This is a genomic window from Terrirhizobium terrae (genome assembly GCF_030323265.1).
Taxonomy (GTDB): domain Bacteria; phylum Pseudomonadota; class Alphaproteobacteria; order Rhizobiales; family Rhizobiaceae; genus Neorhizobium.
The window spans coordinates 3412772-3438500 of the sequence record NZ_CP104992.1; the positions used below are offsets into that span (position 1 = coordinate 3412772).

General features: G+C 59.8%; 22 protein-coding genes, 5 tRNA genes and 5 pseudogenes. 23 read left to right on the top strand and 9 right to left on the bottom strand.

Features of this window, described 5'->3' with window-relative positions; translation table 11 throughout:
• Positions 1-132 precede the first annotated feature (132 nt).
• Together N7E02_RS24800 and recJ are read left to right on the top strand one after the other, a co-directional pair.
• The gene (locus N7E02_RS24800; protein WP_286580300.1) at positions 133-342 is read left to right on the top strand and encodes a hypothetical protein; all 210 of its coding nucleotides are present in this window, start codon (positions 133-135) and stop codon (positions 340-342) included.
• Positions 343-414: 72 nt separating this feature from the next.
• A pseudogene (gene recJ / locus N7E02_RS24805) lies at positions 415-2248 on the top strand (single-stranded-DNA-specific exonuclease RecJ).
• A 36-nt stretch (positions 2249-2284) separates the two neighbouring features.
• Here the strand turns inward: recJ and N7E02_RS24810 are convergent.
• The 3 genes from N7E02_RS24810 to N7E02_RS24820 form a co-directional block, all read right to left on the bottom strand.
• Positions 2285-2359, bottom strand: a tRNA-Glu gene (locus tag N7E02_RS24810).
• A 141-nt stretch (positions 2360-2500) separates the two neighbouring features.
• Positions 2501-2575: transfer RNA gene (locus tag N7E02_RS24815), tRNA-Glu, on the bottom strand.
• A 144-nt stretch (positions 2576-2719) separates the two neighbouring features.
• A tRNA-Glu gene (locus N7E02_RS24820) sits at positions 2720-2794 on the bottom strand.
• A gap of 141 nt (positions 2795-2935) precedes the next feature.
• On the opposite strand from N7E02_RS24820, the gene N7E02_RS24825 reads away from it, so the two are divergent.
• The gene (locus N7E02_RS24825; RefSeq protein ID WP_286580301.1) at positions 2936-3544 is read left to right on the top strand and encodes a hypothetical protein; all 609 of its coding nucleotides are present in this window, start codon (positions 2936-2938) and stop codon (positions 3542-3544) included.
• 59 nt (positions 3545-3603) lie between these two features.
• Here the strand turns inward: N7E02_RS24825 and gloA are convergent, their stop codons facing one another.
• On the bottom strand, positions 3604-4044 hold the full coding sequence (gloA, locus tag N7E02_RS24830) for a lactoylglutathione lyase (protein WP_286580302.1): 441 nt from the start codon (positions 4042-4044) through the stop codon (positions 3604-3606).
• A 196-nt stretch (positions 4045-4240) separates the two neighbouring features.
• On the opposite strand from gloA, the gene N7E02_RS24835 reads away from it, so the two are divergent.
• The 5 genes from N7E02_RS24835 (at position 4241) to N7E02_RS24855 (ending at position 8125) form a co-directional block, all read left to right on the top strand.
• Entirely contained in the window at positions 4241-4819 is a 579-nt protein-coding gene (locus N7E02_RS24835; RefSeq protein WP_286580305.1) for a cold-shock protein, read from the top strand.
• A 2-nt stretch (positions 4820-4821) separates the two neighbouring features.
• On the top strand, positions 4822-5313 hold the full coding sequence (locus N7E02_RS24840) for a DUF192 domain-containing protein (protein WP_286580306.1): 492 nt from the start codon (positions 4822-4824) through the stop codon (positions 5311-5313).
• A gap of 96 nt (positions 5314-5409) precedes the next feature.
• Positions 5410-5486, top strand: a tRNA-Pro gene (locus N7E02_RS24845).
• A 449-nt stretch (positions 5487-5935) separates the two neighbouring features.
• Positions 5936-6688, top strand: a complete 753-nt coding sequence (locus N7E02_RS24850) for a pyridoxine 5'-phosphate synthase (protein WP_286580307.1) — start codon at positions 5936-5938, stop codon at positions 6686-6688.
• Positions 6689-6859: 171 nt separating this feature from the next.
• Positions 6860-8125, top strand: a complete 1266-nt coding sequence (locus tag N7E02_RS24855) for an NAD(P)/FAD-dependent oxidoreductase (protein WP_286580308.1) — start codon at positions 6860-6862, stop codon at positions 8123-8125.
• A gap of 63 nt (positions 8126-8188) precedes the next feature.
• Here the strand turns inward: N7E02_RS24855 and N7E02_RS24860 are convergent, their stop codons facing one another.
• Entirely contained in the window at positions 8189-9073 is an 885-nt protein-coding gene (locus N7E02_RS24860; protein WP_286580310.1) for an SDR family oxidoreductase, read from the bottom strand.
• Between the two features lie 166 nt (positions 9074-9239).
• Between N7E02_RS24860 and N7E02_RS24865 the strand changes: the two genes are divergently transcribed.
• Entirely contained in the window at positions 9240-9623 is a 384-nt protein-coding gene (locus N7E02_RS24865) for a winged helix-turn-helix transcriptional regulator (RefSeq protein WP_374730745.1), read from the top strand.
• Positions 9624-9676: 53 nt separating this feature from the next.
• Here N7E02_RS24865 and N7E02_RS24870 read toward each other — a convergent pair.
• Both N7E02_RS24870 and N7E02_RS24875 read right to left on the bottom strand, forming a co-directional pair.
• Positions 9677-9969 (bottom strand): annotated as a pseudogene (locus tag N7E02_RS24870) (NAD(P)-dependent alcohol dehydrogenase); the annotation flags it as partial.
• Position 9970: 1 nt separating this feature from the next.
• A pseudogene (locus tag N7E02_RS24875) lies at positions 9971-10183 on the bottom strand (transposase); the annotation flags it as partial.
• Positions 10184-10349: 166 nt separating this feature from the next.
• Here N7E02_RS24875 and N7E02_RS24880 point away from each other — a divergent pair.
• The 5 genes and pseudogenes from N7E02_RS24880 to N7E02_RS24900 all read left to right on the top strand — a co-directional run bounded on the left by N7E02_RS24880 (position 10350) and on the right by N7E02_RS24900 (position 14764).
• A complete protein-coding gene (locus N7E02_RS24880) occupies positions 10350-11489 on the top strand; it encodes an epoxide hydrolase family protein (RefSeq protein ID WP_286580313.1) in 1140 nt (379 codons plus the stop codon).
• 133 nt (positions 11490-11622) lie between these two features.
• Positions 11623-12048: pseudogene (locus N7E02_RS24885) on the top strand (helix-turn-helix transcriptional regulator); the annotation flags it as partial.
• Between the two features lie 116 nt (positions 12049-12164).
• The gene (locus tag N7E02_RS24890; RefSeq protein ID WP_286580314.1) at positions 12165-12824 is read left to right on the top strand and encodes a TetR/AcrR family transcriptional regulator C-terminal domain-containing protein; all 660 of its coding nucleotides are present in this window, start codon (positions 12165-12167) and stop codon (positions 12822-12824) included.
• 40 nt (positions 12825-12864) lie between these two features.
• Positions 12865-13884 (top strand): ketol-acid reductoisomerase, encoded by a 1020-nt coding sequence (ilvC, locus tag N7E02_RS24895; RefSeq protein ID WP_286580315.1) that lies wholly within the window; start codon positions 12865-12867, stop codon positions 13882-13884.
• 466 nt (positions 13885-14350) lie between these two features.
• Positions 14351-14764 (top strand): cupin domain-containing protein, encoded by a 414-nt coding sequence (locus tag N7E02_RS24900; RefSeq protein WP_286580317.1) that lies wholly within the window; start codon positions 14351-14353, stop codon positions 14762-14764.
• A gap of 142 nt (positions 14765-14906) precedes the next feature.
• On the opposite strand, the gene N7E02_RS24905 is transcribed toward N7E02_RS24900, so the two are convergent.
• Positions 14907-15359 carry an RbsD/FucU family protein gene (locus N7E02_RS24905; RefSeq protein WP_286580318.1) on the bottom strand — a complete coding sequence of 151 codons (453 nt, stop codon included), beginning with the start codon at positions 15357-15359 and terminating at the stop codon, positions 14907-14909.
• Positions 15360-15544: 185 nt separating this feature from the next.
• Between N7E02_RS24905 and N7E02_RS24910 the strand changes: the two genes are divergently transcribed.
• The 8 genes from N7E02_RS24910 to N7E02_RS24945 all read left to right on the top strand — a co-directional run bounded on the left by N7E02_RS24910 (position 15545) and on the right by N7E02_RS24945 (position 23647).
• Entirely contained in the window at positions 15545-16789 is a 1245-nt protein-coding gene (locus tag N7E02_RS24910; RefSeq protein ID WP_286580320.1) for an aminotransferase-like domain-containing protein, read from the top strand.
• 134 nt (positions 16790-16923) lie between these two features.
• The gene (locus N7E02_RS24915) at positions 16924-17904 is read left to right on the top strand and encodes an ABC transporter substrate-binding protein (protein WP_286580321.1); all 981 of its coding nucleotides are present in this window, start codon (positions 16924-16926) and stop codon (positions 17902-17904) included.
• Between the two features lie 11 nt (positions 17905-17915).
• The gene (locus N7E02_RS24920; RefSeq protein WP_286580323.1) at positions 17916-19610 is read left to right on the top strand and encodes an ABC transporter permease; all 1695 of its coding nucleotides are present in this window, start codon (positions 17916-17918) and stop codon (positions 19608-19610) included.
• Positions 19598-20626, top strand: a complete 1029-nt coding sequence (locus tag N7E02_RS24925; protein WP_286580325.1) for an ABC transporter ATP-binding protein — start codon at positions 19598-19600, stop codon at positions 20624-20626. Before N7E02_RS24920 ends, N7E02_RS24925 begins: the two co-directional genes overlap by 13 nt.
• A 35-nt stretch (positions 20627-20661) precedes the next feature.
• Entirely contained in the window at positions 20662-21414 is a 753-nt protein-coding gene (locus N7E02_RS24930; protein ID WP_286580327.1) for an NUDIX hydrolase, read from the top strand.
• 67 nt (positions 21415-21481) lie between these two features.
• Positions 21482-22399: a PhzF family protein gene (locus N7E02_RS24935; RefSeq protein WP_286580328.1), complete on the top strand. Its 918-nt coding sequence runs from the start codon at positions 21482-21484 to the stop codon at positions 22397-22399.
• A 225-nt stretch (positions 22400-22624) separates the two neighbouring features.
• Positions 22625-22700 (top strand) — tRNA-Lys (locus N7E02_RS24940).
• A 203-nt stretch (positions 22701-22903) separates the two neighbouring features.
• Entirely contained in the window at positions 22904-23647 is a 744-nt protein-coding gene (locus N7E02_RS24945; RefSeq protein ID WP_286580330.1) for a BA14K family protein, read from the top strand.
• 16 nt (positions 23648-23663) lie between these two features.
• Here N7E02_RS24945 and N7E02_RS24950 read toward each other — a convergent pair.
• A pseudogene (locus tag N7E02_RS24950) lies at positions 23664-24600 on the bottom strand (LysR family transcriptional regulator).
• A 140-nt stretch (positions 24601-24740) separates the two neighbouring features.
• Between N7E02_RS24950 and N7E02_RS24955 the strand changes: the two are divergent.
• Positions 24741-25538, top strand: coding sequence for an alpha/beta hydrolase fold domain-containing protein (locus N7E02_RS24955; protein ID WP_286580331.1), 798 nt, complete (start codon positions 24741-24743; stop codon positions 25536-25538).
• Positions 25539-25729 lie beyond the last annotated feature (191 nt).

Here is a 25729-nt window from a genome sequence, read left to right on the forward strand (position 1 = left end):
GGGCGATTGCATTCGTGCCTTGACACTACGCCAAAAAATATCGTCCGCATGACGGTTCCATGACTGGTCGAGCCCGCGAAATCGCCATACACTTCGTAAATGGTCACCATCGCAGGAGGAGGCGTTTGTGTGATGTCCATCAATCTGACGGAACGGTCCTATGAAAGGCCGCCGGCGTCGGGGAAACCGCGTTCGGTTCCCTATCTCAGGCTGGTCCATTCGGCTGAAACTGCCCATAGCGCTGACGAGCAAGAGGAGAGTGGACGCAATATCCCCTTTGCTCTTGTCATCGGCGCAACCGCAATCGCCATCATCGGCGTGGCAGCTCTGTGGCTGACATGAACTGTTTTTCGCCGCCGTGGCGGTGATATGAAAAACATTCCGGTTCTGCTTGTCATCGGCTAAGGATAGCCGATGACCACGAAGCCATTTTCCCCACTCTATCCTCCGGAGCCCGCCGATCCGGTCCAGCGGGCCTTTCTCGGTGTCGAGAAATCCGCCGGCGACCAGCGCTGGGTCTCGCGCCTTGATCAGGCTGCCCAGAACCGGGCGCTTGCTATGGCGCAGATACATGGAATTCCGGAAATCGTGGCGAGAGTGCTTGCGGGGCGTGGCGTGGCTCTGGACGATGCGCTGGCCTTTCTCGATCCGACGATCCGATCGCTGATGCCCGAGCCTTTCTCGCTGACGGACTGCGACAAGGCGGCAGCGCGGATCATGGCGGCCATCCGCAATCGGGAAAGGGTGGCGATCTTCGGTGACTACGATGTCGACGGAGCATCTTCCTCCGCACTTCTCTACCGCTTCCTCAAGCATTTCGATGTAGATGCCGAAATCTACATCCCCGATCGCATATTTGAAGGCTATGGGCCGAACGTTGCGGCGATGGAGCAGCTTGTCGGCCGCGGGGCTCAGCTGATCGTCACGGTGGACTGCGGCTCAACGAGCCATGATCTGCTGGCGGCAGCAGCGAAACTCGGCTGCGATGTCGTGGTAATCGATCATCACCAGATGGGGCACGAACTCCCAACCGCCGTTGCGCTCGTCAATCCGAACCGCGAAGACGACCTTTCCGGCCAGGGCCATCTCTGCGCCGCCGGTGTCGTGTTCATGGTTCTGGTGGGAACGGCTCGAATGTTGCGCGAGGCGGGAGATCGGCGCGCGGCAAGCCTCGATCTGCTTTCCTGGATTGATCTCGTGGCGCTCGCGACCGTCTGCGACGTCGTGCCGTTGAAGGGATTGAACCGCGCCTATGTGGTCAAGGGCCTCGTCGCTGCGCGCCACATGTCCAATGCCGGCCTTGCGGCGCTGTTCCGCAAGGCGGGCCTCGCCGGGCCGGTTACGCCCTATCATTTCGGTTTTCTCATCGGCCCGCGAATCAATGCCGGCGGTCGCATCAGCGATGCGGCGCTCGGAAGCCGTTCTGCTGACGCTCGACGATACGGTTGAGGCGGAGGAAATCGCCGCGCGCCTCGATGAACTCAATCGCGAGCGCCAGGCGATGGAGGCGGTGATGCTTGCCGAGGCCGAGGCGGAAGTGCTGGCGGAATATGGCGACGGGGAGGGGGCAAGCGTGCTCGTCACCGCTCGCGAAAACTGGCATGCGGGAATTGTCGGCCTGCTGGCAGCGCGCCTGAAGGAAAAGTTCAAGCGACCGGCTTTCGCCATCGCCTTTGATCCATCGGGCAAGGGAACCGGCTCCGGTCGGTCCATTAATGGCTTTGACATGGGGCATATGGTGCGTGAAGCCGTCGAGAAGGGGCTTCTTGTGAAAGGCGGCGGCCATGCCATGGCTGCTGGACTGACCGTCGAACGTTCAAAACTTGGCGCCCTGCGAGCCTTCTTCGATGAGAGGGCATCCGAGCGCGTGCCGTCGCTCGTCGCCAGCCACTCCCTGAAGATCGACGGCGCCTTGTCCGCCTCCGGCGCAACGATCGATCTGTTCGACCAGCTGGAAAAAGCCGGTCCTTATGGATCGGGGCATCCTCAGCCGGTCTTCGCTCTTCCCTCTCACAGGCTGAAGGATGCGCGCCAGGTGGGTACATCCCATATCAAGATCACGCTGGAGGCTGCCGATGGCACGCGGCTCGACGGTATAGCCTTTCGGGCCGTCGACACGCCGCTCGGCAATCTTCTCCTCAAGGCGCGGGGCATGCAGATCCATGTCGCTGGAAGCCTTAGCGCCGATTACTGGCAGGGCAACCGGCGCGTCCAGATTCGGATTCTGGATGCGGCGCCATCGAACTGAATGCGCGCAAGTCGTGACGGAAAGCGTAAGGGGAAGTGGCACGCCCTAGGGGAGTCGAACCCCTCTTTTCAGAATGAAAATCTGACGTCCTAACCGATAGACGAAGGGCGCGTGCGGTGAGCGCTCTCTTAGGGGTGAGAAACGAAGACTGCAAGTGAAAAATGCGTTTTCTCCCCAAAACGAATTCAAAAGAACACGCATTCGCGGATCGCGAATTGGATCGCTCAAACAATGACTTGGGAGGAGGAGAAGTGGCACGCCCTAGGGGAGTCGAACCCCTCTTTTCAGAATGAAAATCTGACGTCCTAACCGATAGACGAAGGGCGCGTGTTGGTGAGCGCCCTTATAGGGGGAGGTTCTGAGACCGCAAGCGCTAAAATGCACTTTTTCACAGCCGGGATCACAAAATTCCACGTCTCGGAGAAATCCGATTTTACGAATTCAAACAATAACTTGAGAAGATGGGGGAAGTGGCACGCCCTAGGGGAGTCGAACCCCTCTTTTCAGAATGAAAATCTGACGTCCTAACCGATAGACGAAGGGCGCGTGCGGTGAGCGCCCTTATAGAGAGGTGATTTCTTTCCCGCAAGCCGGAAAACGCGGTTTTTTGCAAAAAAATGACAGTCGCGAAACGAAGCTCGGCGCCGCTGAAAAAAACGGAAAAATCAGCAGCTTAGCGGAGCACCATTGGCATCGGTGCCGCAATTGGTCGGCTGTGCGCTGAAGACGCTCCTGGTCGCTGCATTCATGTGGCCGCTCTGCGGGACTGATCCCGCTGTCCCGGCCGCAGGCGCGGTGGCACCGTCGGTCATCTGGGCCGGCGGCGGTGCTGCCGCCATCGGTGAAGAAAAGATGCTGAAGCTGCCTGCCCGCACGCCTGTGGGCTGGGTTGCGAGGCCTGAGATGGACGGTGAGGCCTGCCCGGGCATCGTGCCTTCCGGCAGTCCGGCCGTATTGGCCTGTCCGCCGGCGGGCATTCGATTACCTGTCTGTGCTTGGCGTGCGCCGGTCGAAACCATAGGATCTACGTATTTTCCGGAAGCTGAAGCGCCGCTTTTGGCGACAGTTTCCCTGGACTCGGCAACAGTCGTTTCGGCCGTACCATCCCCCGCATCCGCCGTCTTGCTGGCCGTATTGCATGAGGTGAGAATCAAGACGCAGCATGCGGCGAGCGCGATACGGATTTGCCGATCACGATGGCGGGTGATGTTTTTCCAGGCGTTGTTCACTGGCATGCCCCTGATGCGCGAATCACGCGGCAAGAATCACCGCGATGGCATCTTATGGCAAGGGTAGGCGGTGCAATGCCTGGGGAGGATGATGGAGGCGAGCAGGCCGCCTCCACCAGAAATAAATCACCAGCTGCCGGTGTTTGGCATCGATGCCCAGGGCTCGGCTGAAGGAAGGCTGCCGTCCTTCTGCAGGATTTCGATCGAGATACCGTCCGGCGAGCGCACGAAGGCCATGCGGCCGTCGCGCGGCGGGCGGTTGATGGTCACGCCGTTCTTCTGCAGGTGCTCGCAGAATTCATAGATATTGTCGACTTCATAGGCGAGGTGGCCGAAGTTGCGGCCGCCCGTATAATCCTCGGTATCCCAGTTATAGGTAAGCTCGATGCAAGGGGCGAGTTTCTCCTTCGCTTCGCCAAGATCGTCCCGTGCGGCGAGGAAGACGAGTGTGAAGCGACCCTGCTCGTTTTCTGTCCTGCGGATCTCTTTCAGTCCGAAGAGCGTTTCGTAGAAATGAAGAGAAGCATCCAGATCTTTGACCCGGACCATGGTATGAAGATAGCGCATTTCTGCCCCCTGATGATGCGGTTTGGCCGCTGGGATATGGAGCAGGCACCAGTTTGGAGCAAGCCACCAGCAATAGAAAGAGGATGAATAAGAAGAAGACGGGACTTGCGCTGGACGGTTGGCGCGATGTTAATCTATCCTCTAAGAATCAGTTAACCGTCAGGTAGTGGCGCGTAACCGAGGGGCCGACAGGGATATGGCAGACAGGATGTCATCGAAGGGCGTCGTCAGTTTCGAGGAGCTTGCAGGCGAGCCTGTAGACCTCATCGAAATCACGGGCGTCGTGAAATGGTTCGATGTCGCCAAGGGCTTTGGCTTCATCGTGCCCGATAATGGAATGCAGGACGTGCTTCTCCACGTTACCTGCCTGCGCCGTGACGGATACCAGACGATCCTGGAGGGAACGCGCATTGTCGCGATGATCCAGAAGCGCGATCGCGGCTATCAGGCCTTCCGCATTCTGTCGATGGATCAGTCGACGGCTGTTCATCCCTCGCAGCTGCCGCCGGTCCGCACCCATGTTCAGGTAACGCCGACGAGCGGTCTGGAGCGGGCGCTGGTCAAGTGGTTCAACCGCACCAAGGGGTTTGGATTCCTGACGCGCGGCGAGGGGACCGAAGACATTTTCGTCCATATGGAAACCCTGCGTCGCTTCGGCCTTACCGAATTGCGTCCGGGACAGGTCGTTCTGGTTCGCTTTGGACCCGGCGACAAGGGCCTGATGGCTGCCGAAATCCATCCGGACAACGTCGCGCCGGTCAGCCGGTCGCACTGACAATGGGCGCGGCCGTTTCTTCACTGGTGAAGGGCGTCGCGCTGGCGTTTTTCCTGCTCTTCGCGTTCGCTGCGTCAGCCCAGGATGCCACGCAGGACGTCAAGTTCTCGAAGGCGGAACTGACGATCAAGACAGCCGGCGGCCGCTATTATCCCTTCAGCGTGGAACTGGCTCTCAACGACGCGCAGCGTGCCCAAGGGCTCATGTTCCGCCAGCAGATGGATGCCGATCACGGCATGCTCTTCGATTTCGGCTCGACGCGCCGCGTGTCGATGTGGATGGAAAACACTGTCCTCGCACTCGACATGGTCTTCATCCAGAGCGACGGCACGATCTCCCATATCCATCAGAACGCCGTCCCGTATTCCCGCGACATCATCGATCTGCACGGTCCGGTGAAATATGTGCTCGAGTTGAATGCCGGCCGCACCCGCGCGCTTGGCATCAGGGTCGGCGACAAGGTCATCGGCGCCCCGCTCGGCACCAGCGGCTGAGCCTCGGCCGAGTTCGCAGTCCAATATCCAACGATTTCCTCGTTTTTGCTGTTGCGGGCTTCACAGGAACCGTGTATCTCGCCAGCACCCTTGGAACGGAGTGTAGCGCAGTCTGGTAGCGCATCTGGTTTGGGACCAGAGGGTCGGGAGTTCGAATCTCTCCACTCCGACCATGGAAATCCTTCAATTAAAAGGATTTCCGAATTTCCCCTTCATGAATTTCATGTTGCCATGCGAATGCGTTGTGAGAGCAGTCCGCTTTTGACGGACTCGCTGCCGTTGTTTTTTGCAATCTGCCGGTCTCACTGCGCTCTGCGCGTTTGCGCAGTACGAGCTTCTACTCGCCGAATAGATATCCAAATTTACGGGAAAGTCGCGTTGCCCGCAGGCTGCGAAATGGGGATAGAATTCGCCAAGTCAATCCTCAGCCGCCGCCTCAGCTTGGTGGACCAACTCGGCGAATTCTATTAGAAAAAACTAAAATAAAACTTGATGAAACGCAAGCTCTGCCGCTGATAAAACGCCATGAAAATTCTTCATGGCTCTGATCGCATCGGGCAGATGGTTTTCCGGTGGCGCTTCGCTTATGAAGGCTCGACCTGTTCACGATCGGATTGCGCCCATGCCCACGTCATTGTCCGTCAATCTCAACGCCGTCGCCATGTTGCGTAATCGCCGCGACCTGCCCTGGCCGAGCGTCGAAGGGCTTGGACGGATCGCGCTTCAGGCTGGCGCTGCTGGCTTGACGGTGCATCCGCGCCCCGACCAGCGTCATATCCGCTTTTCCGACCTCCCGGTGATCCGCGCCTTGATCGACGATGAGTTTCCGCACGCGGAGTTCAACATCGAGGGATATCCCAGCGAGGACTTTCTGGCACTCTGCGAGCGGATCGAGCCGGAACAGGTGACACTGGTACCCGACGATCCCGCCCAGGCGACCTCGGACCACGGCTTCGATTTTCGCGCCTCCGGCGAGATGCTGAAGCCGATCGTCGCGCGTCTGAAAAAGGCCGGCATGCGCGTCTCGCTGTTTGCCGATGGCGATGGCGACGTAGAGGTCATCAAGCTCGCCAAGGCCACCGGCGCCGATCGCATCGAACTCTATACCGGTCCCTATGGCGGCTGCTTCGAGGATCCCGAACGGGCCGCCAAAGAACTCGATCTTCTCGGTCGCACCGCCGATGCTGCCTTTGCGGAAGGTCTCGACGTCAATGCCGGGCATGATCTGACCGTCGCCAATCTGCCGGCGCTGATCGCGCGCATCCCCGCGCTTGCGGAAGTCTCGATTGGTCACGGACTGACCGCTGATGCGCTGGAATACGGCATGGCCGAGACCGTGCGACGCTTCCGCCGAGCCTGCGGGCAGGCGGTCTGAGGCACCTTCGCGGTCCCGCTCAAGGGATCGCAGCTATGCGCTCCGCGCATTTGTCGATGACACTAATCAAGCTAAGACAAAGTGACGCAGTTCCGTTGCGGCAGAACTGGCATATGAGCTTGCTGCATCGCAACATTGTCTTGTCATTCGTCAATCAGGAAGGCGCAGAAGGTGTCCAAGCATAAGATCGTTGTCGTCGGAGGAGGTTTCGGGGGATTGCAGACGGTGCATGGCCTCGACGGGGCTTCTGCCGAGATCACGCTGATCGACCGGCGCAATCACCATCTGTTCCAGCCGCTTCTCTACCAAGTCGCAACGACGGTACTGGCAACCTCGGAGATCGCTTGGCCGATCCGTCGGCTGTATCGCGATCGCCAGGATGTCACGACGATGCTCGACGAGGTTCTGGGCGTCGATACCGAGGCAAAGGTCGTCAAGCTGGCCTCCGGCCATCAGGTTTCCTACGATACCCTGGTTCTCGCGACCGGTGCGCGTCACGCCTATTTCGGCCGTGACGAGTGGGAAAAGGTGGCTCCTGGCCTGAAGACGCTGGAAGATGCGACGACGCTGCGCCGCCGCATCCTGCTCGCCTTCGAACGTGCCGAAATGGCCGAGAAGACCGCTGAACTCGATGCCGATCTGACTTTTGCCATTATCGGTGCAGGCCCAACCGGCGTGGAAATGGCCGGCATGATCGCCGAGCTCGCCAACAAGGTGCTGCCGGCAGAATTCCGCAGGATCGACACGACGCGTACGCGCGTGATGCTGATCGAAGCAGGCCCGCGCGTTCTGCCGGCCTTCACGGAGGATCTTTCTGCCTATACCAAGGGCGCGCTCGAAAAGCTCGGCGTCGAGGTTCATGTCGGCAAGCCGGTGACCGCCATCACCGAGGACGGCGTCACCGTCGGTGAAGTCTTCATTCCCTGCAAGACGGTGATCTGGGCGGCAGGCGTTCAAGCCTCGCCGGCGGCCCGCTGGATCGGCTCCGAGGCCGATCGGGCAGGGCGCGCCATCGTCGGTCCCGACCTTTCGGTCGAGAAGGACCCGAACATTTTCGTCATCGGCGACACGGCTTTCGTCAAGCAGGACGATGGCAAGCCTGTTCCGGGCATTGCACCTGCGGCGAAGCAGCAGGGTTCCTACGTGGCCAAGGTGATCAAGGCGCGGCTTGCGAACAAGCCGGCGCCGGCACCATTCCACTACAAGCACCAAGGCAGCCTTGCGACGATCGGCAAGCGCGCCGCCGTTATCGATTTCGGTAAGATCAAGCTCAAGGGCGGGCTGGCCTGGTGGATCTGGGGCCTTGCCCACATCTACTTCCTGATCGGCACCCGCTCGCGCTTTGCCGTCGCGTGGAGCTGGCTTTGGATCTACCTGTCCGGCCAGCACAGCGCCCGCCTGATCACTCAGAAAGAAACGCTCAAGGACGAATCCTGAGTTTTCTTCCAGGCTGAATTGAAGGATCCGTAGCCGATGCGATAGCCGGCTACGGATTTTTCTTTAGCCTGCGAGTGCGGCTTTCTGGTTCGCCAGATAAGCTTCGAGCGATTGCGGCTTGGCGCCGGTCAGTGCTTCATAGTCGCTTGTGACCAAGTCGAAATTGCCGGCGCGGATATTGGCATCGGCCGAAACCAGCATCTTCACGACGAAATCGGGAAGGCCTGCAGAAGCCATGCCGCCTGCCAGTTGCTCATCGGTAACCTGGACGACGTTCAGCGGCTTGCCGGCAGCCTTCGAGACGAGGGCGGCAATCTCTTCGGCATTCAGGCTTTCCGAGCCGGTCATTGTCACGGTCTTGTTTTTGGCCGGCGGATTGGCAAGCGCTGCCGCAGCCGCGCGTGCGCAGTCGTCACGGCTGATATTGGCGACCTTGCCGTCGCCGGTCGCCGTGTACCAGGTTCCCGTCTGCAGATTGTGAGGCATCGAGAGCAGGTAATTGTCGTCGTACCAGGCATTGCGCAGGATGGTGTAGGGAATGCCGGTCGCCTTGATCGCTTCCTCGGTCCCGAGATGGTCGGGGGCGAAGCTGACCAGAGATTTGTCCGGGTTCGGCATGGAAGTGTAGAGGATATGCTTCACGCCGGCCTTTGCCGCGGCGGCAACCGCTGCCTTGTGCTGCTTCAGGCGACCGCCCGGCGTTGCAAGCTCGTCGGTCGAGATGATCAGCACACGGTCGACACCGGCAAATGCAGCGGCAAGGCTGGCCTCGTCGTTGAAATCCGCCTTGCGCGTCTCGACACCCTTGGCGGCGATATCGGCGAGCTTTGCCGTATCGCGGCTTGCGGCAATGATGTCGCTGGCGGCGACCTTCGATGTCTCCAGCAGGTGATGCAGGACTGCGCGGCCGAGTTGACCTGCGGCACCCGTGACGAGAAGTTTGGTCATGTCGTTTCCTTTTTCAAATGCCGACCGATTTGTGCGGCATGAACTATGGTCTCAAAAGAGACTAGCACTAGAATAGGAATTGACGGAGGGCTGTAAAGGAGGCAGGTTTGCGGGAGATCGTTACCAAAAGGGAACCACCATGAAGACCGGTGCTGCGCGCGTGCCCATGCTTGGCGGGCAGGAATGCGACATGTCGAACTGGGATGCGGGCAATTGTCCGGTCCGCGACGTGATGAACCAGATCGCCGGAAAATGGTCGACCTTGCTGCTGCAGGCACTGGCCGAGCGACCGTATCGGTTCGGTGAATTGCGCCGACTCGTGCCGGATATTTCTCAGCGTATGCTGACCCAGACGCTGCGTGATCTGCAGCGCGACGGCTATATCGACCGACAGGTGTTTCCGACCAAACCGCCGAGCGTCGAGTACAGCATGACCGATCTCGGTCGTTCACTGTTCGAGCCTTTGTCGAAAGTGCTGACCTGGGCTTCGGATAATCATGCGGCCGTCAGGGCTGCGCGGGTGAAGTTCGACGAGACGGAACTGAGCTGACAAAAAAGGGCAGCCAGGGCCGCCCTTTTCTATTCGGATAACTTGTCGATCGATCAGGCGTCGAGCGAGGCAATGTCGATGACGAAGCGGTAGCGCACGTCGCTCTTCAGTACACGCTCTTAGGCTTCGTTGACTTGGCTGAAGTGATCGTCTCGATTTCCGAAACGATGCCGTGCTTGCCGCAGAAATCCAGCATTTCCTGGGTCTCCTTGATCGAGCCGATCATCGAGCCGGCTAAGCTCTTGCAACCCGGGATGAGCGCGAAGGCATTGACCCGCACCATGTCCTCCGGCGCGCCGACCACGATCATCGTGCCGTTGACCTTAAGCAGGCCCAGATAGGCGCTCCGCCTCGATCAGCGCACGGACGTCGGCACGCTTGTGGCCGGAGAGATTGTCCATGATGACAATGTCGCCTCGCCTGAGGTCGGACACCGGGACCTGACCGACATAGGCCTCGAACCAGTCGCCGTTGATCGGCCCGTCGAGCACCATCGGCGCGACCATGCCGGTCATGCGCAGACCTGCGACCAGCGTTGTTGTCTTGCGATGGCCGTGCGGATATCCATGCTTCCGATAACAACAGGCAGGAGGTTCGATTTCAACCTCGGCGACGTACCGAGCAGTATGTCGAGTGGCCTTCGGCTCTCAGAACATCCATCGACAATAGCGGATTGGTGGACACCCTTCTTCCTAGAACCGCATCCCAGTTTAAGCGGAGAACATCATGATTTCACCCTACACGATCAACATCCCTGACGAACGGCTCGCCACAATCAGAGCTAAGGTCGAGGCTTATGACTGGAGCCAGCTGCCGGATGCGGGAGGCTGGTCGGCGGGGGTCGGGGTTGATGACCTCAAGCGGCTCGCCGCTTATTGGCGGGACAGCTACGACTGGCGTGCGGTCGAACGGCGGCTCAACGCACTCCCCAACTTCACGGCCGACGTGGAAGGCGAGCACCTCCACTTCGTTCATGTGAAGGGCGACGGCTCCAAGCCGCCCGTCCTGCTTCTGCACGGCTGGCCGGGCTCGTATCTCGAATTCGAGCGGCTCTTGGAACCGCTCGCAGCGGACGGGCACGATGTTGTCGTCCCCTCGCTTCCCGGCTTCGCGTTCTCCAACCCGATCACGCGCCCGATCGGCCCGCGGCGGGCTGCTGCACTCGTGCATGGGCTGATGATCCAACTGTTCGGCGACGCGCGGTATTTCATTCAAGGGGGCGATTGGGGCCACGCCCTCGCAGTCTGGGCAGCGCATGATCGACCAGACGCTCTGCTCGGCATCCATATCAACATGATGACCGTGCGTGCGGAGGATGCCGGTCCGACGACCGACGAGGAGAAGTCTTTCGTCGCCGAGCGGGCCGCGATTGCCGATCGGGAGAGCGCCTACTTCCACGAGCAGGCAACCCGTCCGCAAACGCTAGGCGTCGCGATGGCCGACAGCCCGGTCGGAGCGGCGGGCTGGATACTCGAAAAGTTCGGCAAGTGGGCCGATCTTCCGACAACCGCCGATGGCGCCCCGGACATCTGGAGCAAGTTTTCCGAGGAGGAACTCCTTACCAACATCATGCTCTATATGGCGCCAGCATCCTTCGTGACTGCAACCTGGATCTACTACGGCGGCCGGCTTGAGGAGTCGCGGATGCTCCCGGCCGGCACCCGCATCCAGGTGCCGACCGGCTTTGCAGCCTTCCCCGATCCGGTGTTCTTGCCGCCGCCGCGTTCGTTCGCGGAGAAGACCTACAACATCGTGCATTGGACCGACATGCCGCGGGGTGGGCATTTCGCCGCGCTGGAAGAGCCGGAACTGATGCTGGCCGACCTGCGCGCCTTTATCGCGACGGTATCGGGCGCGCGCTCCTGAAGGTGGAGATCTCCGTTTCAGAAGCGCGGCGCGTGGCGCTGGCGGCACAGGGCTTCAATGCCTTGCGTCGTCACGACCGCATCGGCGCAGGCTAGCTGTGAAGGGCCATCGACCGGCTTGGTCGTGATCGCCGCTCGCGCCGTTAATCGAGCAGGAAATCCTCTACCGCATCCTGACTGGGCCTGCCGGTGCGCAGTTGATCAACATCGCCATGCCGACACCCGCGGCAACCGGATCGCCCGCGCGATCGCCTTGGTTCAAGGAGAAGTATGCGAACCCGCTGCGGATCGAGGAACTGGCGGATCATGTCGGCATGAGCGTGTCGTCCTTCCATCATCACTTCAAGTCGATTACCGCGATGACGCCGATCCAGTATTAGAAGCATCTGCGGCTTCACGAGGCCCGCCGCCTGATGGTGGTGGATGGACTGGATTTCGGCAATGCCGGCCATCGCGTCGGCTACCAGAGCCCGTCCCAGTTCAGTCGCGAATACAGCCGTCTCTACGGCCTGTCCCCGACCAGGGACGTCGATGCCGTGCGCGAAAGCGCCTCCGACTGATCTTCACGATCGACAATTGCAAATGAAATGACGCGCCGCGCTCGACAGGCTTGACGGCGCGTCGAATTGCTTTATACGACAGAACCGTACCGTACGGTACTTTAGAGGGAAGAGCTTTGAGAGCCGATACTGCCGACACGCCCCAGTTTTCGCCGCGCCAGATTGCCGTTCTGGATCAGGCATTGCGGCTGCTCGTCGAGGGTGGCGACAAGGCCTTGACGACGTCGGGTCTGGCGCGTGCCGCCAACTGTTCCAAGGAAAGCCTCTATAAGTGGTTCGGTGATCGCGACGGACTTCTGGCTGCGATGATCGCCCATCAGGCAAGCAAGGTTCGCACGGCGGAGAGGACGGGCGAGCGGCTGACCGACGACCATCTGCGTCATCACCTTCAGCTCTTTGCCCATGATCTTCTCGACGTTCTCGGCGGTGACGTTTCGCTCGCGCTCAACCGGCTTGCGATCGGCCAGACCAGCCGCGACGGCTCCAAGCTCGGTAAGCTTCTCGTCGAGCACGGCCGCCGGCAAATCGACCGCCGCGCCATGGCGCTGATGGAAGCAGGAAAGCGCGCAGGCCTCCTGCGCTTCGACAATGCCGATGTCGCCTATCACACATTCTACGGCCTGATCGTCTCCGACCTGCATGTACGCATGCTGCTCGGCGAACCGGGCATGAAGGACAGTACACGCCAGGCGGAGAGGGCGGTCGATGCCTTCCTCGCGCTCCATGGCACACCGAAACATCCGGCGGATACGCTGCGCGCCTCCGCCGGGCGCTGAACAACTGAAACAAACACACGCATAGGGAAGGAACTTTAAGATGCGCGTTTATTATGATCGGGATGCCGACCTCAACCTCATCAAGTCCAAGAACGTCGCCATCATCGGCTACGGTTCGCAGGGCCGCGCCCATGCGCTGAACCTCAAGGATTCCGGCGCCAAGAACGTCGCGATCGCTCTGAAGGCCGGTTCGCCGACCGTCAAGAAGGCCGAGGCCGACGGCTTCAAGGTCATGACGGTTGCCGAGGCCGCCAAGTGGGCGGACCTGATGATGATGGCGACCCCGGACGAACTGCAGGCCGACATCTACAAGGCTGAGATCGCCGACAACATCCGTGACGGCGCTGCGATCGCTTTCGCCCACGGCCTCAACGTCCACTTCGGCCTCATTGAGCCGAAGGCATCCGTCGACGTCGTCATGATCGCGCCGAAGGGCCCTGGCCACACGGTTCGCGGCGAATACCAGAAGGGCGGCGGCGTTCCCTGCCTCGTTGCCATCCACCAGAATGCATCCGCCAATGCGCTTGAACTTGCTCTCTCCTACGCCTGCGGCGTTGGCGGCGGCCGTTCGGGCATCATCGAAACCTCGTTCAAGGAAGAGTGCGAAACCGACCTCTTCGGCGAACAGGTCGTTCTCTGCGGCGGTCTGGTCGAGCTGATCCGCGCCGGCTTCGAGACGCTGGTCGAAGGCGGTTACGCACCGGAAATGGCCTATTTCGAATGCCTGCACGAAGTGAAGCTGATCGTCGACCTGATCTATGAAGGCGGCATCGCCAACATGAACTACTCGATCTCGAACACGGCGGAATGGGGCGAATACGTCACTGGCCCGCGCATCATCACCGCCGAGACCAAGGCCGAGATGAAGCGCGTTCTCGCTGACATCCAGACCGGCAAGTTCACCTCCGACTGGATGCAGGAGTACCGCGCCGGTGGCGCCCGCTTCAAGGGCATCCGCCGCAACAACGACAGCCACCAGATCGAGGAAGTCGGCACCAAGCTGCGCGCCATGATGCCCTGGATCGGCAAGAACAAGCTGGTCGACAAGGCAGTCAACTAAGCGTTTCGCCAGCAGTGGTGAAAGAGGAGGTCGGGGCGCAGGCTCCGGCCTTTTTCATTACCTGACACGACGTTATCTGAAACTGAATGACCTTCAAAAAACATCGAGCCGCAATTGCGGGATTGCTTAACCGCGCAGGTCGGCAACAACGAGGTTGTCGTCACCCTCGGTTACGAAGGCCGCCGACACCGTTATCCGGCGATCGATCCAGTTGCCGCAGGATGAGCTCGAAGTGAGGGGCCTGCTTTATGAAATTCCTCCAGGCGATGCCGTGCCGTAGAGTGATGAAACCGGAATCCGGTATGACATTCTGTCTCCGGGCAGCTGCACAAAACGCGCAGCTGAGCGCGGATCGATGTCACTTGCAATCAATATCCGCTCTCGACTAACCGGGCTGAAATTTGCGGTCGGCAGGACAGGATTGCATGGCGAGTATTGCCGATGCCGAGTGAACCCGGAGAAAACAATGAAGAAGTTGATTGCTGGAGCAATGATTGCGATGACCGCTGGTACGGCTTATGCGGGCGGCAACAAGGTCGTTGTCACGCCGGTCACCAAAACAACCACCACCATCACCGGCCAGCCGATCCTTCTGCCGGACGGTAACCCGGAAGTGACGGTGTCGATCTACGAGATCCCACCCGGCGCAAACCTGCCTCAGCATAGGCATCCCAGTGCCCGGTATGGCTACATGCTCTCCGGCCATTTGCGTATAACGAACGCTGACACAGGTGAGGTTTCCGATTTTAAGGAAGGCGACTTCATCGTTGAGTCGCGCGGCCAGTGGCATTCAGCCGTTAATCCTGACGACGAACCAATAAAGCTCTTGGTGATTGACCAAGCTCCCGTTGGTGCGAAAACCGTCGAGCCACGGTCATGAAAGATCGTTCTCGCAGCGGCAATCTGTTCTGCGGGACGTGAAATATGCAAGAAATCCAGAGTCGTCGCAGGTAAGGGCAACTAAGATACGATGATCCGAAACGACATGCCGCGCAACAGTTCTTGCGCGGCATCTTTTGTACTCAGGCTTTTGGCGGCACAACACCCTTAGTCAGGATGAAGCAGCCGTAGAACCGTGTCTCCCCGGTCGCAATGACGCAATAGGCCTGCTTAGCCTTTTCGTAGAACGCAAAGCGTTCAATTCCGTACATCGGTGCGGATTGACCTTCGGCGGCGTCGATTTCTGCCTGAACCTCGCGCTGGATTTCCGGGATCGTCTCGGGCTCGCCCATGATCTCCATCCGACCTACGGATGGCTGCAACGGCGTATCAAGGGGGAAGACGGAAAGAACAGCCTGCATGGCACGGCTTGCCGACACGTTATCTATCCTGATCAGTCGGCCGAACGCGCTCTGCCGGGCAATAGAATCAGCCGGGAAATTCGTGTCGGCAATCACCAGCGTGTCGCCGTGGCCCATCGATCTCAGGGCATAGAGGACATCGGCATTGAGCGCGGGGTCCAGATTTTTCAGCATGCTATTCCTCCTCGGTCGCCGGGCAACAGCCCAGGCGACTTTTGCTAGCATAACCGGTGAACATCTTCGCTGACGAAATGTCGCGGAGACAAAAAAACGTCCATCCTCGATAGGTCAGCATTGCTGACCTGTCGAAACTTATGTAAAGAAAAGGCAACAAAATTTGAAATAAGAGGAAACGTACTGTGCTCGATTGGGAACATATCTTTGCAACGCGCTCCAGCCGCATGAAGGCGTCGGAAATCCGCGAACTCCTGAAGCTGCTCGAACAGCCCGACATCATCTCGTTCGCCGGCGGCATTCCCGATCCCGCGCTGTTCCCGGCCGAGGAATTCCAGAAGGCTTATGCCGACATCTTTTCCAGCTCCCAGGTGAATTCGGCCCTGCAGTATTCGGTCAGCGAAGGCTACAAGCCGTTGCGCGACTGGATCGTGGAGGACGTCGCCAAGATCGGCATCGACTGTACGGCCGACAACGTATTCATCACCTCCGGCTCGCAGCAGGCACTCGATTATCTCGGCAAGCTTTTCCTGTCGCCGAAGGACACGGCACTCGTTACGTGGCCGACCTATCTCGGTGCGCTTTCTGCGTTCAACGCCTATGAACCGAGCTACGACCAGCTTTCAGTAAATGGCAATCGCACGCCGGATGCCTATCGCGATACCGCCGCCAAGGCCGGTGGCGCAGTCAAGTTCGCCTATCTGTCTGCCGATTTCTCCAACCCGACCGGCGAGACGATCGACCTCGCAGGCCGCGAGAAGCTGCTGGAACTGGCGGACGAACTGGATATCGCCATCCTCGAAGACGCCGCCTATCAGAACCTGCGTTTCAACGGCGAGGCGATCCCGCCGATCATGGCACTCGACATCGCCCGCAATGGCGGCATCGAGAACACCCGCACGATCTATAGCGGCAGCTTTTCGAAGACCTTGGCACCGGGCCTGCGGGTCGGTTTCGTCATCGCCGCCATGCCGGTCATCCGCAAGCTGGTTCTGATGAAACAGGCAGCCGACCTGCATTCCTCGACGATCAATCAGATTGCCGTCGAACATGTCGCGTCGCGCGGTTTTGCCGATCAGGTCGCCAAGATCAAGCGGGTCTATAGCGGTCGCCGCGATGCCATGCTGACGGCGCTCCAGAAATACATGCCGAAGGGCACGTCCTGGACGAAACCCGAAGGCGGCATGTTCGTCTGGGTGACGCTTCCGGAAGGCATGGACGGAGCCGAATTGCTGGCGAAATCGCTCGCCACCGAAAAGGTCGCCTTCGTGCCGGGCAAGGCATTCTATGCGGATGGCAGCAATGCCAACACGCTGCGCATCAGTTTCTCCTGTGCCAACGACCAGATGATCAACGAGGGCATCAAGCGCCTCGGTCGTCTGATCGAGAATGCGTCCGTGATCGAACACGAAAGCCTGCCGATCATCTGATCAGGAGTTACAAAAGGGCGGAAACTCAAGGTTTCCGCCCTTTTTCTTATAATACTTACCTATAGGTCAAATACTGTCACAAGAGTGTCGTTGAGGTGTGTTTTTAGCGGTCATCTCAAACAGGATGAGCCTCCATGAAAACGCTTCTGTCCACTTTCACCGCGCTCGTCGCGCTCGGTCTTTCTGGCGTGGTCAACGCCGCTGATCTCGTCATCTATACCAGCCAGCCGAATGCCGACGCCCAGGCGACGATCGATGGTTTCAAGGCCGCCAATCCCGGCGTCGATGTCGAGTGGGTCCGTGACGGAACCCCGCAGATCATGGCAAAGCTGAACGCCGAGATCGCCGCCGGAAACCCGGTCGCCGACGTGCTGCTGATCGCCGACACCGTGACCTTCGAGCGGATGAAGCAGGCCGGCCAGCTGCTCGCCTACAAGTCGCCGGAAGCCAAGAACTTCGATGCCTCGCTCTATGACGCCGACGGCTACTACTATTCAACGAAGCTGATCACCACCGGCATCATGTACAACACCCAGGCCGCCATGAAGCCGGAAAGCTGGGCCGATCTCGCCAAGCCGGAAGCCAAGGGTCTCGTTACCATGCCGAGCCCGGTCGCATCGGGTGCCGCGCTCATCCACGCCCAGACGCTCGCCGCCGTCGACGGTCTCGGCTGGGACTACTACAAGCAGCTGAAGGACAACGGTGCCGTTGCCGCCGGCGGCAATGGTGGCGTTCTGAAGGCCGTGGCATCCGGCGAGAAGGCCTATGGCGTCGTCGTCGATTACATGCCGATCCGCGAAAAGGCCAAGGGCGCTCCGGTTGAGTTCGTCTTCCCGAAGGAAGGCGTTTCCGCCGTCACCGAACCGGCCGCCATCCTTGCTTCCACCAAGCACCAGGACAACGCCAAGAAGTTCATCGACTATCTCCTGTCCGAAAACGGCCAGAAGATCGCCGCCGGCCTCGGCTACATCCCGGCCCGCAACGGCATCGACCTGCCGGCAGGTTATCCGGCCCGCAGCGAAATCAAGGTTCTGCCGCTGAACGCTGCGGATGCACTCAAGAACTCGGAGAAGGACGTGAAGACCTTCTCCGATATCTTCGGAACCAAGGGCTGATATAAAGCCTCATGTTTCGATCTTCCAATCGAGGAAACAGCCAGCCCCGCTGGCTGTTTTCCTTTGTCGTCGTGGTGATCTTTTTCCTGAGTGTATTGCCGCTCGGACGGCTTGCCATGACCGGCATTTCCTCTGCCTTCCAGGGCGGCGCGCGGGAGCTTCTCTCCGATCCCGCCGTCTGGCAGGCGGTTTATGATACGCTCATTACATCCTTTCTCGGCATGATCGCGGCCGTCATCCTCGGTGGCGGTTTTGCGCTGCTGCTGACGCTGTTCGACGTGCGCGGCAAGACAGCGCTGGGCTTCCTGTTCATGCTGCCGACGATGATCCCGCCACAGGTAACGGCGCTCTCCTGGATCGGCATGACCGGCCCGTCGAGCGCGCTGCTGAAGGCGATCGGCATGGCGCCGCCGCTGGGGAGCCCGCAGCCGCTCTATTCGGTCGGCGGTATTGCGCTGCTCTACGGCGTGCAGAACGCGCCGCTGGTCTTCCTGTCGCTACGCGCCGGCCTTCTGGCGCTCCCGCGCGATGGCGTCGAAGCTGCACGCCTTTCCGGAGCGTCGTCCTGGCAGGTGTTGAAGGATATCATTCTCCCCTTGTCACTGCCCGGCTTCGTCGCCGGTGCGGCCATCGCCTTCGTCTCCTGCGTCGGCAATTTCGGCATTCCGGCCATTCTCGGCATTCCCGCTTCGATCTACACGCTGCCGACCCTGATCTATACGAAGTTCGCTGCTTTCGGCCCCGGCACATTCGGCGACGTTTCGCTGCTCTCCGGTCTGATCGCCATCCTCTCGATCATCGGTCTGACGGTGGAGGAACGCGTGCTGCGCGGCCGCGATTACCGTGTCATCGGTCTCTCCGGGCAGGTTGCGATGTTCCGCCTCGGCCATTGGAGCTATCCCGGCGAATTCATCCTGTGGCTGCTAATCTTCATCATGCTGGTCATGCCGCTGACTGCTCTCGTCGCAAGCTCGCTGGCACCAGCCTACGGCGTCCCGCTGACACCGGCTACAGCGACGCTCGATGCCTATCGCGAAGTCCTTTTCCGCCAGGCAATCACCCGCACCGCCTTCTTTAATTCGGTATCGCTGTCATTGGCAACGGCGCTTGGTCTCCTGGTGGTGACAGTGCTGACGGGCTATTTTCTCGTGCGGTCGAAAAGCCGTCTGACTCCGGTCCTCTCTGCACTGGCGGAAATTCCTTATGCCCTGCCGGGCATCGTGCTCGCCGTCGCGCTGATCCTTGTCTTCGCGGCGCCGATCCCGATCATCGGGATTTCCATCTACGGCACGATCTGGATCATCCTGCTCGCCTATTTCTCCAGTTTCTTCGCCGTCAGCCTGAAGCCGGTGGTAAGCGCATTCCGGCAGCTCGATCCGTCGCTGGAAGAGGCCGCGCGCCTGTCCGGCGCAGGCTTCGGACGCCGGCTTATGGATATCGTCGTGCCATTGGTGGCGCCGGCCGCAGGCGCCTCCGTAATTCTCGTGTTCCTCATTGCCTGCAACGAACTCACCGTTTCGGCCATCCTCTGGTCGGCCGGAACGCAGACGCTCGGCGTGGCGATCTACAATCTCGATGACAGCGGCAGTTTCAACCTCGCCGCAGCACTCTCCGTCCTCGTCGTCATCATGGTGATCGCGATGATGCTGGTGCTGGAACTGATGGCGAAAAGACTGCCGAAAGGTGTGGTACCGTGGCGAAACTGATCCTCAACCGCCTCTCCAAGGCATTCGAAACCGGTGGTCGCCCGGCCGTCAACGACGTGTCGCTGGAAGTGCGCGACGGCGGTTTCCTGGCACTGCTCGGCCCTTCGGGTTGCGGAAAGACGACGGTGCTCAGGATGATCGCCGGCTTCGAGCAGCCGACCGACGGTTCGATTCTCCTCGGCGACCGGGTTTTGGCCGATGCCGGCGAGATGGTTCAGCCGGAACATCGCAACATGGCGATGGTCTTTCAGTCCTACGCGCTTTGGCCGCATATGAGCGTTGCCGACAATGTCGGTTATCCGCTGAAGGTGCGTGGGGTCACCGGTCAGAGACGCGATAAGAAAATCCGCGAAGCACTCGCCGCCGTACGGCTCGAAGCCTATGCCGAACGCCGTCCGGCCGATCTCTCCGGCGGCCAGCGCCAGCGGGTGGCGCTTGCCCGTTGCCTCGTGACCGAACCTGACGTTGTCCTGCTCGACGAACCGCTCGCCAATCTCGACCGCCATCTGCGCCAGGAGATGGAGGAGACCTTCCGGGAGTTTCACGCCCGGTCCGGCGCGACGATGATCTACGTCACCCATGACCAGGCGGAGGCCATGGCGCTGGCGACCGACGTTGCGGTTATGTCGGAAGGCAAGCTTTTGCAGGTGGCGAGCCCGCAGGAAATCTATGCGCGGCCTGAGGGCCGGCTGGTTGGCGGTCTGGTGGGGCAGGGGGCGGTCCTCACTTGGCCCGCCGCATGCGTAGAAGACCGTCTCATGGACTGGACAACGCTACAGACATTGTTGACGCAATCCCAGAAGAGCGAAGCTGCCGACATTCTTGTCCGACCGCAGGATGTCGAGATTGGCGGCGAAGGTATGCCGGCGACCGTGACATCCGTTCTGTTCGAGGGAGAACGCTATTCCTTGAAGCTGACGCTGGGGGACGATCAGATACTGCGCGCCTTCAGTCGCCACCCGGTCAAGGTAGGAGATGCGGTATCGGTCGTTATCCGCTCGGCATGGCGGCTTTGATCGTATAGCCTTACGATTTTTGCGATGGATATTCGATGACAGATAGCGATAGCCACGGCCTTGATGATTTTCGCGACTGGCCGGAAGAGGGGCGTGTTTTTCCGGCATCCTCCGCCGAGATCCGGGTCCTGGATGGCCCTCATCCTTTCTGCCTTTCCGATTCCGACGAGATCGCCGCCAATTGGCAGCGCGAGGTGACGGCCAATCCCGCGCTTTTCGATGGCCAGATGGTCTTTCACCGCGAGCTTCGCGTGATAGAAGGCAGGATCGAGGGCGAGGGGCATGTCGTGCCTTATTCTGCCTTTCTCTGGTGGCGCCGCAAGGCCGATCGCCAAGGCGGCGTGCATCTCTTCTGCTATCCGGTCCTCGTCAGCGCCGACGGTGCTCTGATCGCCGTGACTATGGGCAACCACACCGCCAATCCCGGCCAGGTCTATTTCGCGGCCGGCTCGCTCGAGCCGATGGACGTCGTCGACGGCCGTTGCGACATGGAGGCCAACATGCGGCGCGAGGTGCTGGAGGAGACCGGTCTTGATCTGCTGCAATGCCGCAGCGACGCGGGGTTCCATGCCGTGCGCCTCGGGCGGACGATCGCGCTTTGCAAGCTCTATCGTTTTGAGGCTACCGCCGAGGAAATCGTCGCCAGCATAGAGGCGCATATGCAGGTCGCCGAGGATGACGAGATCGCCGGCGCCGTCATCATTCGCTCGGCCGATCCATCCGCCTATCGATACAATGCGGCGATGCTGCCGGTCATCGATTGGTATTTCGCAACCGTACGAACATAGCCGGTTGCCTTGCGCCTTGGGCTTCGGTCGGGCAGGGTGCGGCTCGGACTTGATTGGGAGGATCCAGGTGCCGAGACGTTATGCCATCTATGATGTATTCACCGACCAGAGACTTGCCGGCAATCCGCTTGCCGTAATCTTCGATACCGAAGGTCTTTCCGAACAGGCGATGCAGTCGATCGCGCGCGAAATGAACCTGTCGGAAACGGTTTTTCTTGGCCCGGCTGAAGCAAACGGGCATGCCGCAAAAATCCGCATTTTCACGCCGGGCAAGGAGTTGCCATTCGCAGGCCATCCCACGGTCGGCGCCGCGATTGCGCTGGCCGAGAGGGAACACTCGGTCGGCAATACCGATATCGATGTTGTAAGTGTCTTGGAAGAAGAAGTCGGGCCGGTTCGCTGTGCGATCAGGATGCGGCGCGGGGTCGCCACATTCGCCGAGTTCGAGCTTCCAAAGACGCCGAGATGTATCGACATCCCGCTTGATCGCAGCGGAATAGCTGACTCTCTGACGCTGAAATCGACGGACATGGCCTTCGAGAATCATGCGCTATCGGTCTGGAGCGCTGGCGTACCCTTTCTCTTGATTCCCCTACGCAACCTCTCGACCATCCAAAACCTTGAATTCGAGGCGACCCTTTGGGAGCGCGTCGCGCCTTTCGTGGATGGCGCGCTTGCTTCAGCTTATGTCTACTGCCGGGGAGGGGTTCACCACCAGGCCAAGTTTCATGCGCGTATGTTCTCGCCCGAGATGGGTATTTCGGAAGATCCGGCGACCGGCGCTGCCGTCGCGGCGCTTGCGGGTGCCATCCAGAAATTTGACGCGCTTCCCGAAGGCCACCACCCGTTGGTGGTCGAACAGGGTGTCGAGATCGGCCGACCTTCCTTCATTCATCTTCATATCGACTCCGCTGGCGGCGAGATCGCCAAAGCACGGATCGGTGGGCAGGCGGTGAAAGTCGCAGAAGGCATGATCGAAGTGTAACAGCTGCGAAATACGAGTGGCAACAGCTTGAAAGCGCTGAAATATAAGGCGTCTGAATGTCCGAGACCCGCCGTTTGGGGCGAGCGAGGCGGCCAGGTTTTTCCACATCCGGAATTTTTTTGAGCAGTTGCACAAAGAATTTCATTTTGGCCGCTGGACAAGCCGAATATTCCCCATTATACGCCCCTTCACACCACCGGCGGACACCAAACGCCAGACTGGTTCGGGTGATTAGCTCAGTTGGTAGAGCAGCTGACTCTTAATCAGCGGGTCGTAGGTTCGAGCCCTACATCACCCACCATCAGACCTCAAAGGTCATCTCCAAAGGACATGGAACTCGAAAATCGGATTGGACAGACAGATGTCCAAAAGCGAGCTCCTGCGTCTGTCCTTTGATCTCGCTCAGCATTTCGCGATCAACGTTAAGTCGTTGCGATTTCGACGGAACTCGTTTGGCTCCTGTGCATTTGATTGGCAAGTTCATACAATTTCAGAGCCCGGACCGTGCGCGCGATATTGCTACTCCTGACGACCCTCGTCTTTGCTGTGACCGTCTTCTGCACGGGCCTCGCTGTGACGGCTCATATCATTGCAGAGCCTGAGCCGCATCGCTTCGCCCATCTCGACACGCCGCTCTGGACGTCGGAACCTGTCGCAATCGATCCAACGAAACAGAATTACGAGCGGATTGCAGCCATCCCGGCGATCGCCTCGCTGCCGCCGGTTGAGACGAAGGATCAGGAATTCGCAGCCCGCAGCGCTGAGAATTACCCGAGCGAGACGCCAGTCGACCAGTCTCTCGACGGGGCACAAACGAGCGCGGTCCTGCGGGACGACACGCCTGCTATGGCTGCGGTCGACCCTGCCCATACGGAATGGTGCTTCGAGCGCTACCGATCCTACAATCTCGATGACAATAGCTATCAGCCCTATGGCGGCGGCCCGCGAGCACAATGCGAATCGCCTTGGACGCCGATGGCGCAGAACGGGCAGGCAAATAATACCGGCAACCAATATGGCATCCAGATGGGCGAGCCATCGGTAGGGCGGGAGCTGTCCGCTGGCGCCCAAACCGTCAACATGACATCCGATCCGCAGTTGCAGAGCGAACATGCCGCAGCATCCGCTCCCGTCGGCTCCCATGAGGAGTGGTGCTATGCGCGATACCGTTCCTACAGGGTGGACGACAATAGCTATCAGCCTTTCGATGGCGGACCTCGCAGGGCCTGCTCTTCGCCATTCGGCTGATGGGAACCGGTACGCCTCAGCTTGCTTCCCGCAAGAGCGCCCTGTTTTCTTCCACCTTGAGAGCCTGAACGCGTTTGGCCAGCCAGTCGACAACCACGCGCACTTTGTTGCTGAGGTGCCGCGTCTGAGGATAGACGACGTAGAGCGGGAAGGTTTCGCAGGACCAATCCGTCAGGATCGGCACCAGCTTGCCTTCGGCCACGGCCTTCTGCGCCATAAAGCGCGGGGAATTGGCGATGCCGACACCGGAGATTGCCGCGTCCAGATAGGATCTCGCGTCATTGACCGACACGACATAGTTCGGCTCGATCTCGATTTCCTCGTCGCCCCGGTTGAACGTCATCGACATGATTCTGGCCCGAAGGCGCCTGCAGATAACCGACGCAGAGATGGTTGGTGCAGATCTCCTCCGGGTGCGTTGGCTCGCCGAATTTTTCCAGATATCTTGGTGCCGCATAGGCCTGCATGCCGATTTCGCCGACTTTTCTGGCGATCAGTGACTGGTCGGTCGGGGTGCCGCCGCGCAGAGCACAGTCGACGTTTTCGGCGATATAGTCGACCAACCGGTCACCGACGCCGATGTCGAGCTTGATCTGCGGATAGCGCTCGTGGAAATCGCAGAGATGTGGGATGACGAGAAGGTCGGCGAAGGCACCGGCCATCTCGACGCGCACCCGCCCGCTCGGCTGCGTCTGCGAATTCGACATGCTCCCGTCAAGTTCGGCGATCTCGCCGAGGATCTGAATGGCACGCTCATAGTAGAGAGCACCGTCGGTCGTCACCATGACCCGCCGCGTCGTGCGGTTGAGCAGGGTCGTATGCAGATGCGCTTCGAGCGCCTGCACCATGTTCGTCACGGTTGTCTTGGGTATGTTGAGGGTAGTTGCTGCCCGGGTGAAATTGCCCGTTTCCACGACCCTGACGAAAACCCGCATTGCCGACAACTGGTCCATGGCAAACTCCTTGCGATGCGATTGTCCCGAAAAATGGAAAAGTGTTGCCGATCGGAGCGTATTGCGCTTGCGATCCCGAACAATAATATCTGAATACGAATTGGCCGCAAGACCTGTGGCCGAACGACGGATTTTTGCAAATGGCATTGCGCTGGGAAACATTGGAGATCGACGGGCCCTGGAAGGCCGCGATACCCGTGCGCATTCACCGGGCCAATGTCCAATGCACCAAGCCACCTGTCGTACTCTACCTGAAAGGCGACGCGTTTCAGGCAAGCGCCAGCGTGGAAACCGAGCGGCCGGTCGTGCAGGCCTTGGAAGACGCGGGCGCGGTCGTGGTGGAGGCCGACTACGGACAGGTCTCGCAGAACGTCTTCCCGAAGGCGATGGAAAGTGCCTTCATGGCGCTTTACGGGCTGAACAGCCGGCTGAAGCAGTTCGGCAGCGGCAAGTCACTCTTGCTCGTGGCCGGCGACGAAGCTGGCGGCAACGTCGCCGCCGGTGTCGCTCTGAAGGCACGGGACCAGATGCCGGGTCAGCTTGCTGGCCAGGTGCTCCTGTCGCCGATGATTGATCCGCTGATGTCTTCGGCCTCGATCCGCCGGGCGGACGAGATCGGCATGCGGGAAAAGTGGTCGGATGGATGGAGCCATTATCTCGGCACCTCCTGCGTGATGCAGCATCCCTATGCAGCGCCGTGCTTCTGTTCGCGCCTGTCTGGTCTCGCGCCCGCAATGATCGTCACCTCGGAAGACGATCCGCTTAGGGACGAGGTGGTCGGTTATGCAAACCGCCTCAAGGAATGCGGCGTGACGGTTCGCCAGCGTATCTTTTCAGCCGATTGCGGCTGGACCGATGTCTACCGACAGAAAGTCGGCAAATGGCTGCCGTCTCTCTGTTCGGAATTTAAGCAGTTCGTTGCCGAGTTACGGTTGTAACACGAAGGTTTCGAAGTCCAATACATCTGCAACTACAGGATCATAACGAGTTCACAGCGACCAGTTGTAATGTCTGTGAAGAGAACGGTTTGACATGGATCCGGAGGCACGCAGCCGAACCTCCAGGACATGTCCTTGAAGCTTATTGCGTTTTGAATTGAGCCCAACCGGCGGACGATAAGCCGCCAGGA

What these genes read in the sequence shown, in the direction of transcription:
- N7E02_RS24800 (WP_286580300.1), top strand. Translation starts at nt 133, where the DNA reads ATGTCCATCAATCTGACGGAACGGTCCTATGAAAGGCCGCCGGCGTCG.
- gloA (WP_286580302.1), bottom strand. Translation starts at nt 4,044, where the DNA reads ATGCGCTATCTTCATACCATGGTCCGGGTCAAAGATCTGGATGCTTCT.
- N7E02_RS24835 (WP_286580305.1), top strand. Translation starts at nt 4,241, where the DNA reads ATGGCAGACAGGATGTCATCGAAGGGCGTCGTCAGTTTCGAGGAGCTT.
- N7E02_RS24840 (WP_286580306.1), top strand. Translation starts at nt 4,822, where the DNA reads ATGGGCGCGGCCGTTTCTTCACTGGTGAAGGGCGTCGCGCTGGCGTTT.
- N7E02_RS24850 (WP_286580307.1), top strand. Translation starts at nt 5,936, where the DNA reads ATGCCCACGTCATTGTCCGTCAATCTCAACGCCGTCGCCATGTTGCGT.
- N7E02_RS24860 (WP_286580310.1), bottom strand. Translation starts at nt 9,073, where the DNA reads ATGACCAAACTTCTCGTCACGGGTGCCGCAGGTCAACTCGGCCGCGCA.
- N7E02_RS24865 (WP_374730745.1), top strand. Translation starts at nt 9,240, where the DNA reads ATGCTTGGCGGGCAGGAATGCGACATGTCGAACTGGGATGCGGGCAAT.
- N7E02_RS24880 (WP_286580313.1), top strand. Translation starts at nt 10,350, where the DNA reads ATGATTTCACCCTACACGATCAACATCCCTGACGAACGGCTCGCCACA.
- ilvC (WP_286580315.1), top strand. Translation starts at nt 12,865, where the DNA reads ATGCGCGTTTATTATGATCGGGATGCCGACCTCAACCTCATCAAGTCC.
- N7E02_RS24900 (WP_286580317.1), top strand. Translation starts at nt 14,351, where the DNA reads ATGAAGAAGTTGATTGCTGGAGCAATGATTGCGATGACCGCTGGTACG.
- N7E02_RS24905 (WP_286580318.1), bottom strand. Translation starts at nt 15,359, where the DNA reads ATGCTGAAAAATCTGGACCCCGCGCTCAATGCCGATGTCCTCTATGCC.
- N7E02_RS24915 (WP_286580321.1), top strand. Translation starts at nt 16,924, where the DNA reads ATGAAAACGCTTCTGTCCACTTTCACCGCGCTCGTCGCGCTCGGTCTT.
- N7E02_RS24920 (WP_286580323.1), top strand. Translation starts at nt 17,916, where the DNA reads ATGTTTCGATCTTCCAATCGAGGAAACAGCCAGCCCCGCTGGCTGTTT.
- N7E02_RS24930 (WP_286580327.1), top strand. Translation starts at nt 20,662, where the DNA reads ATGACAGATAGCGATAGCCACGGCCTTGATGATTTTCGCGACTGGCCG.
- N7E02_RS24955 (WP_286580331.1), top strand. Translation starts at nt 24,741, where the DNA reads ATGGCATTGCGCTGGGAAACATTGGAGATCGACGGGCCCTGGAAGGCC.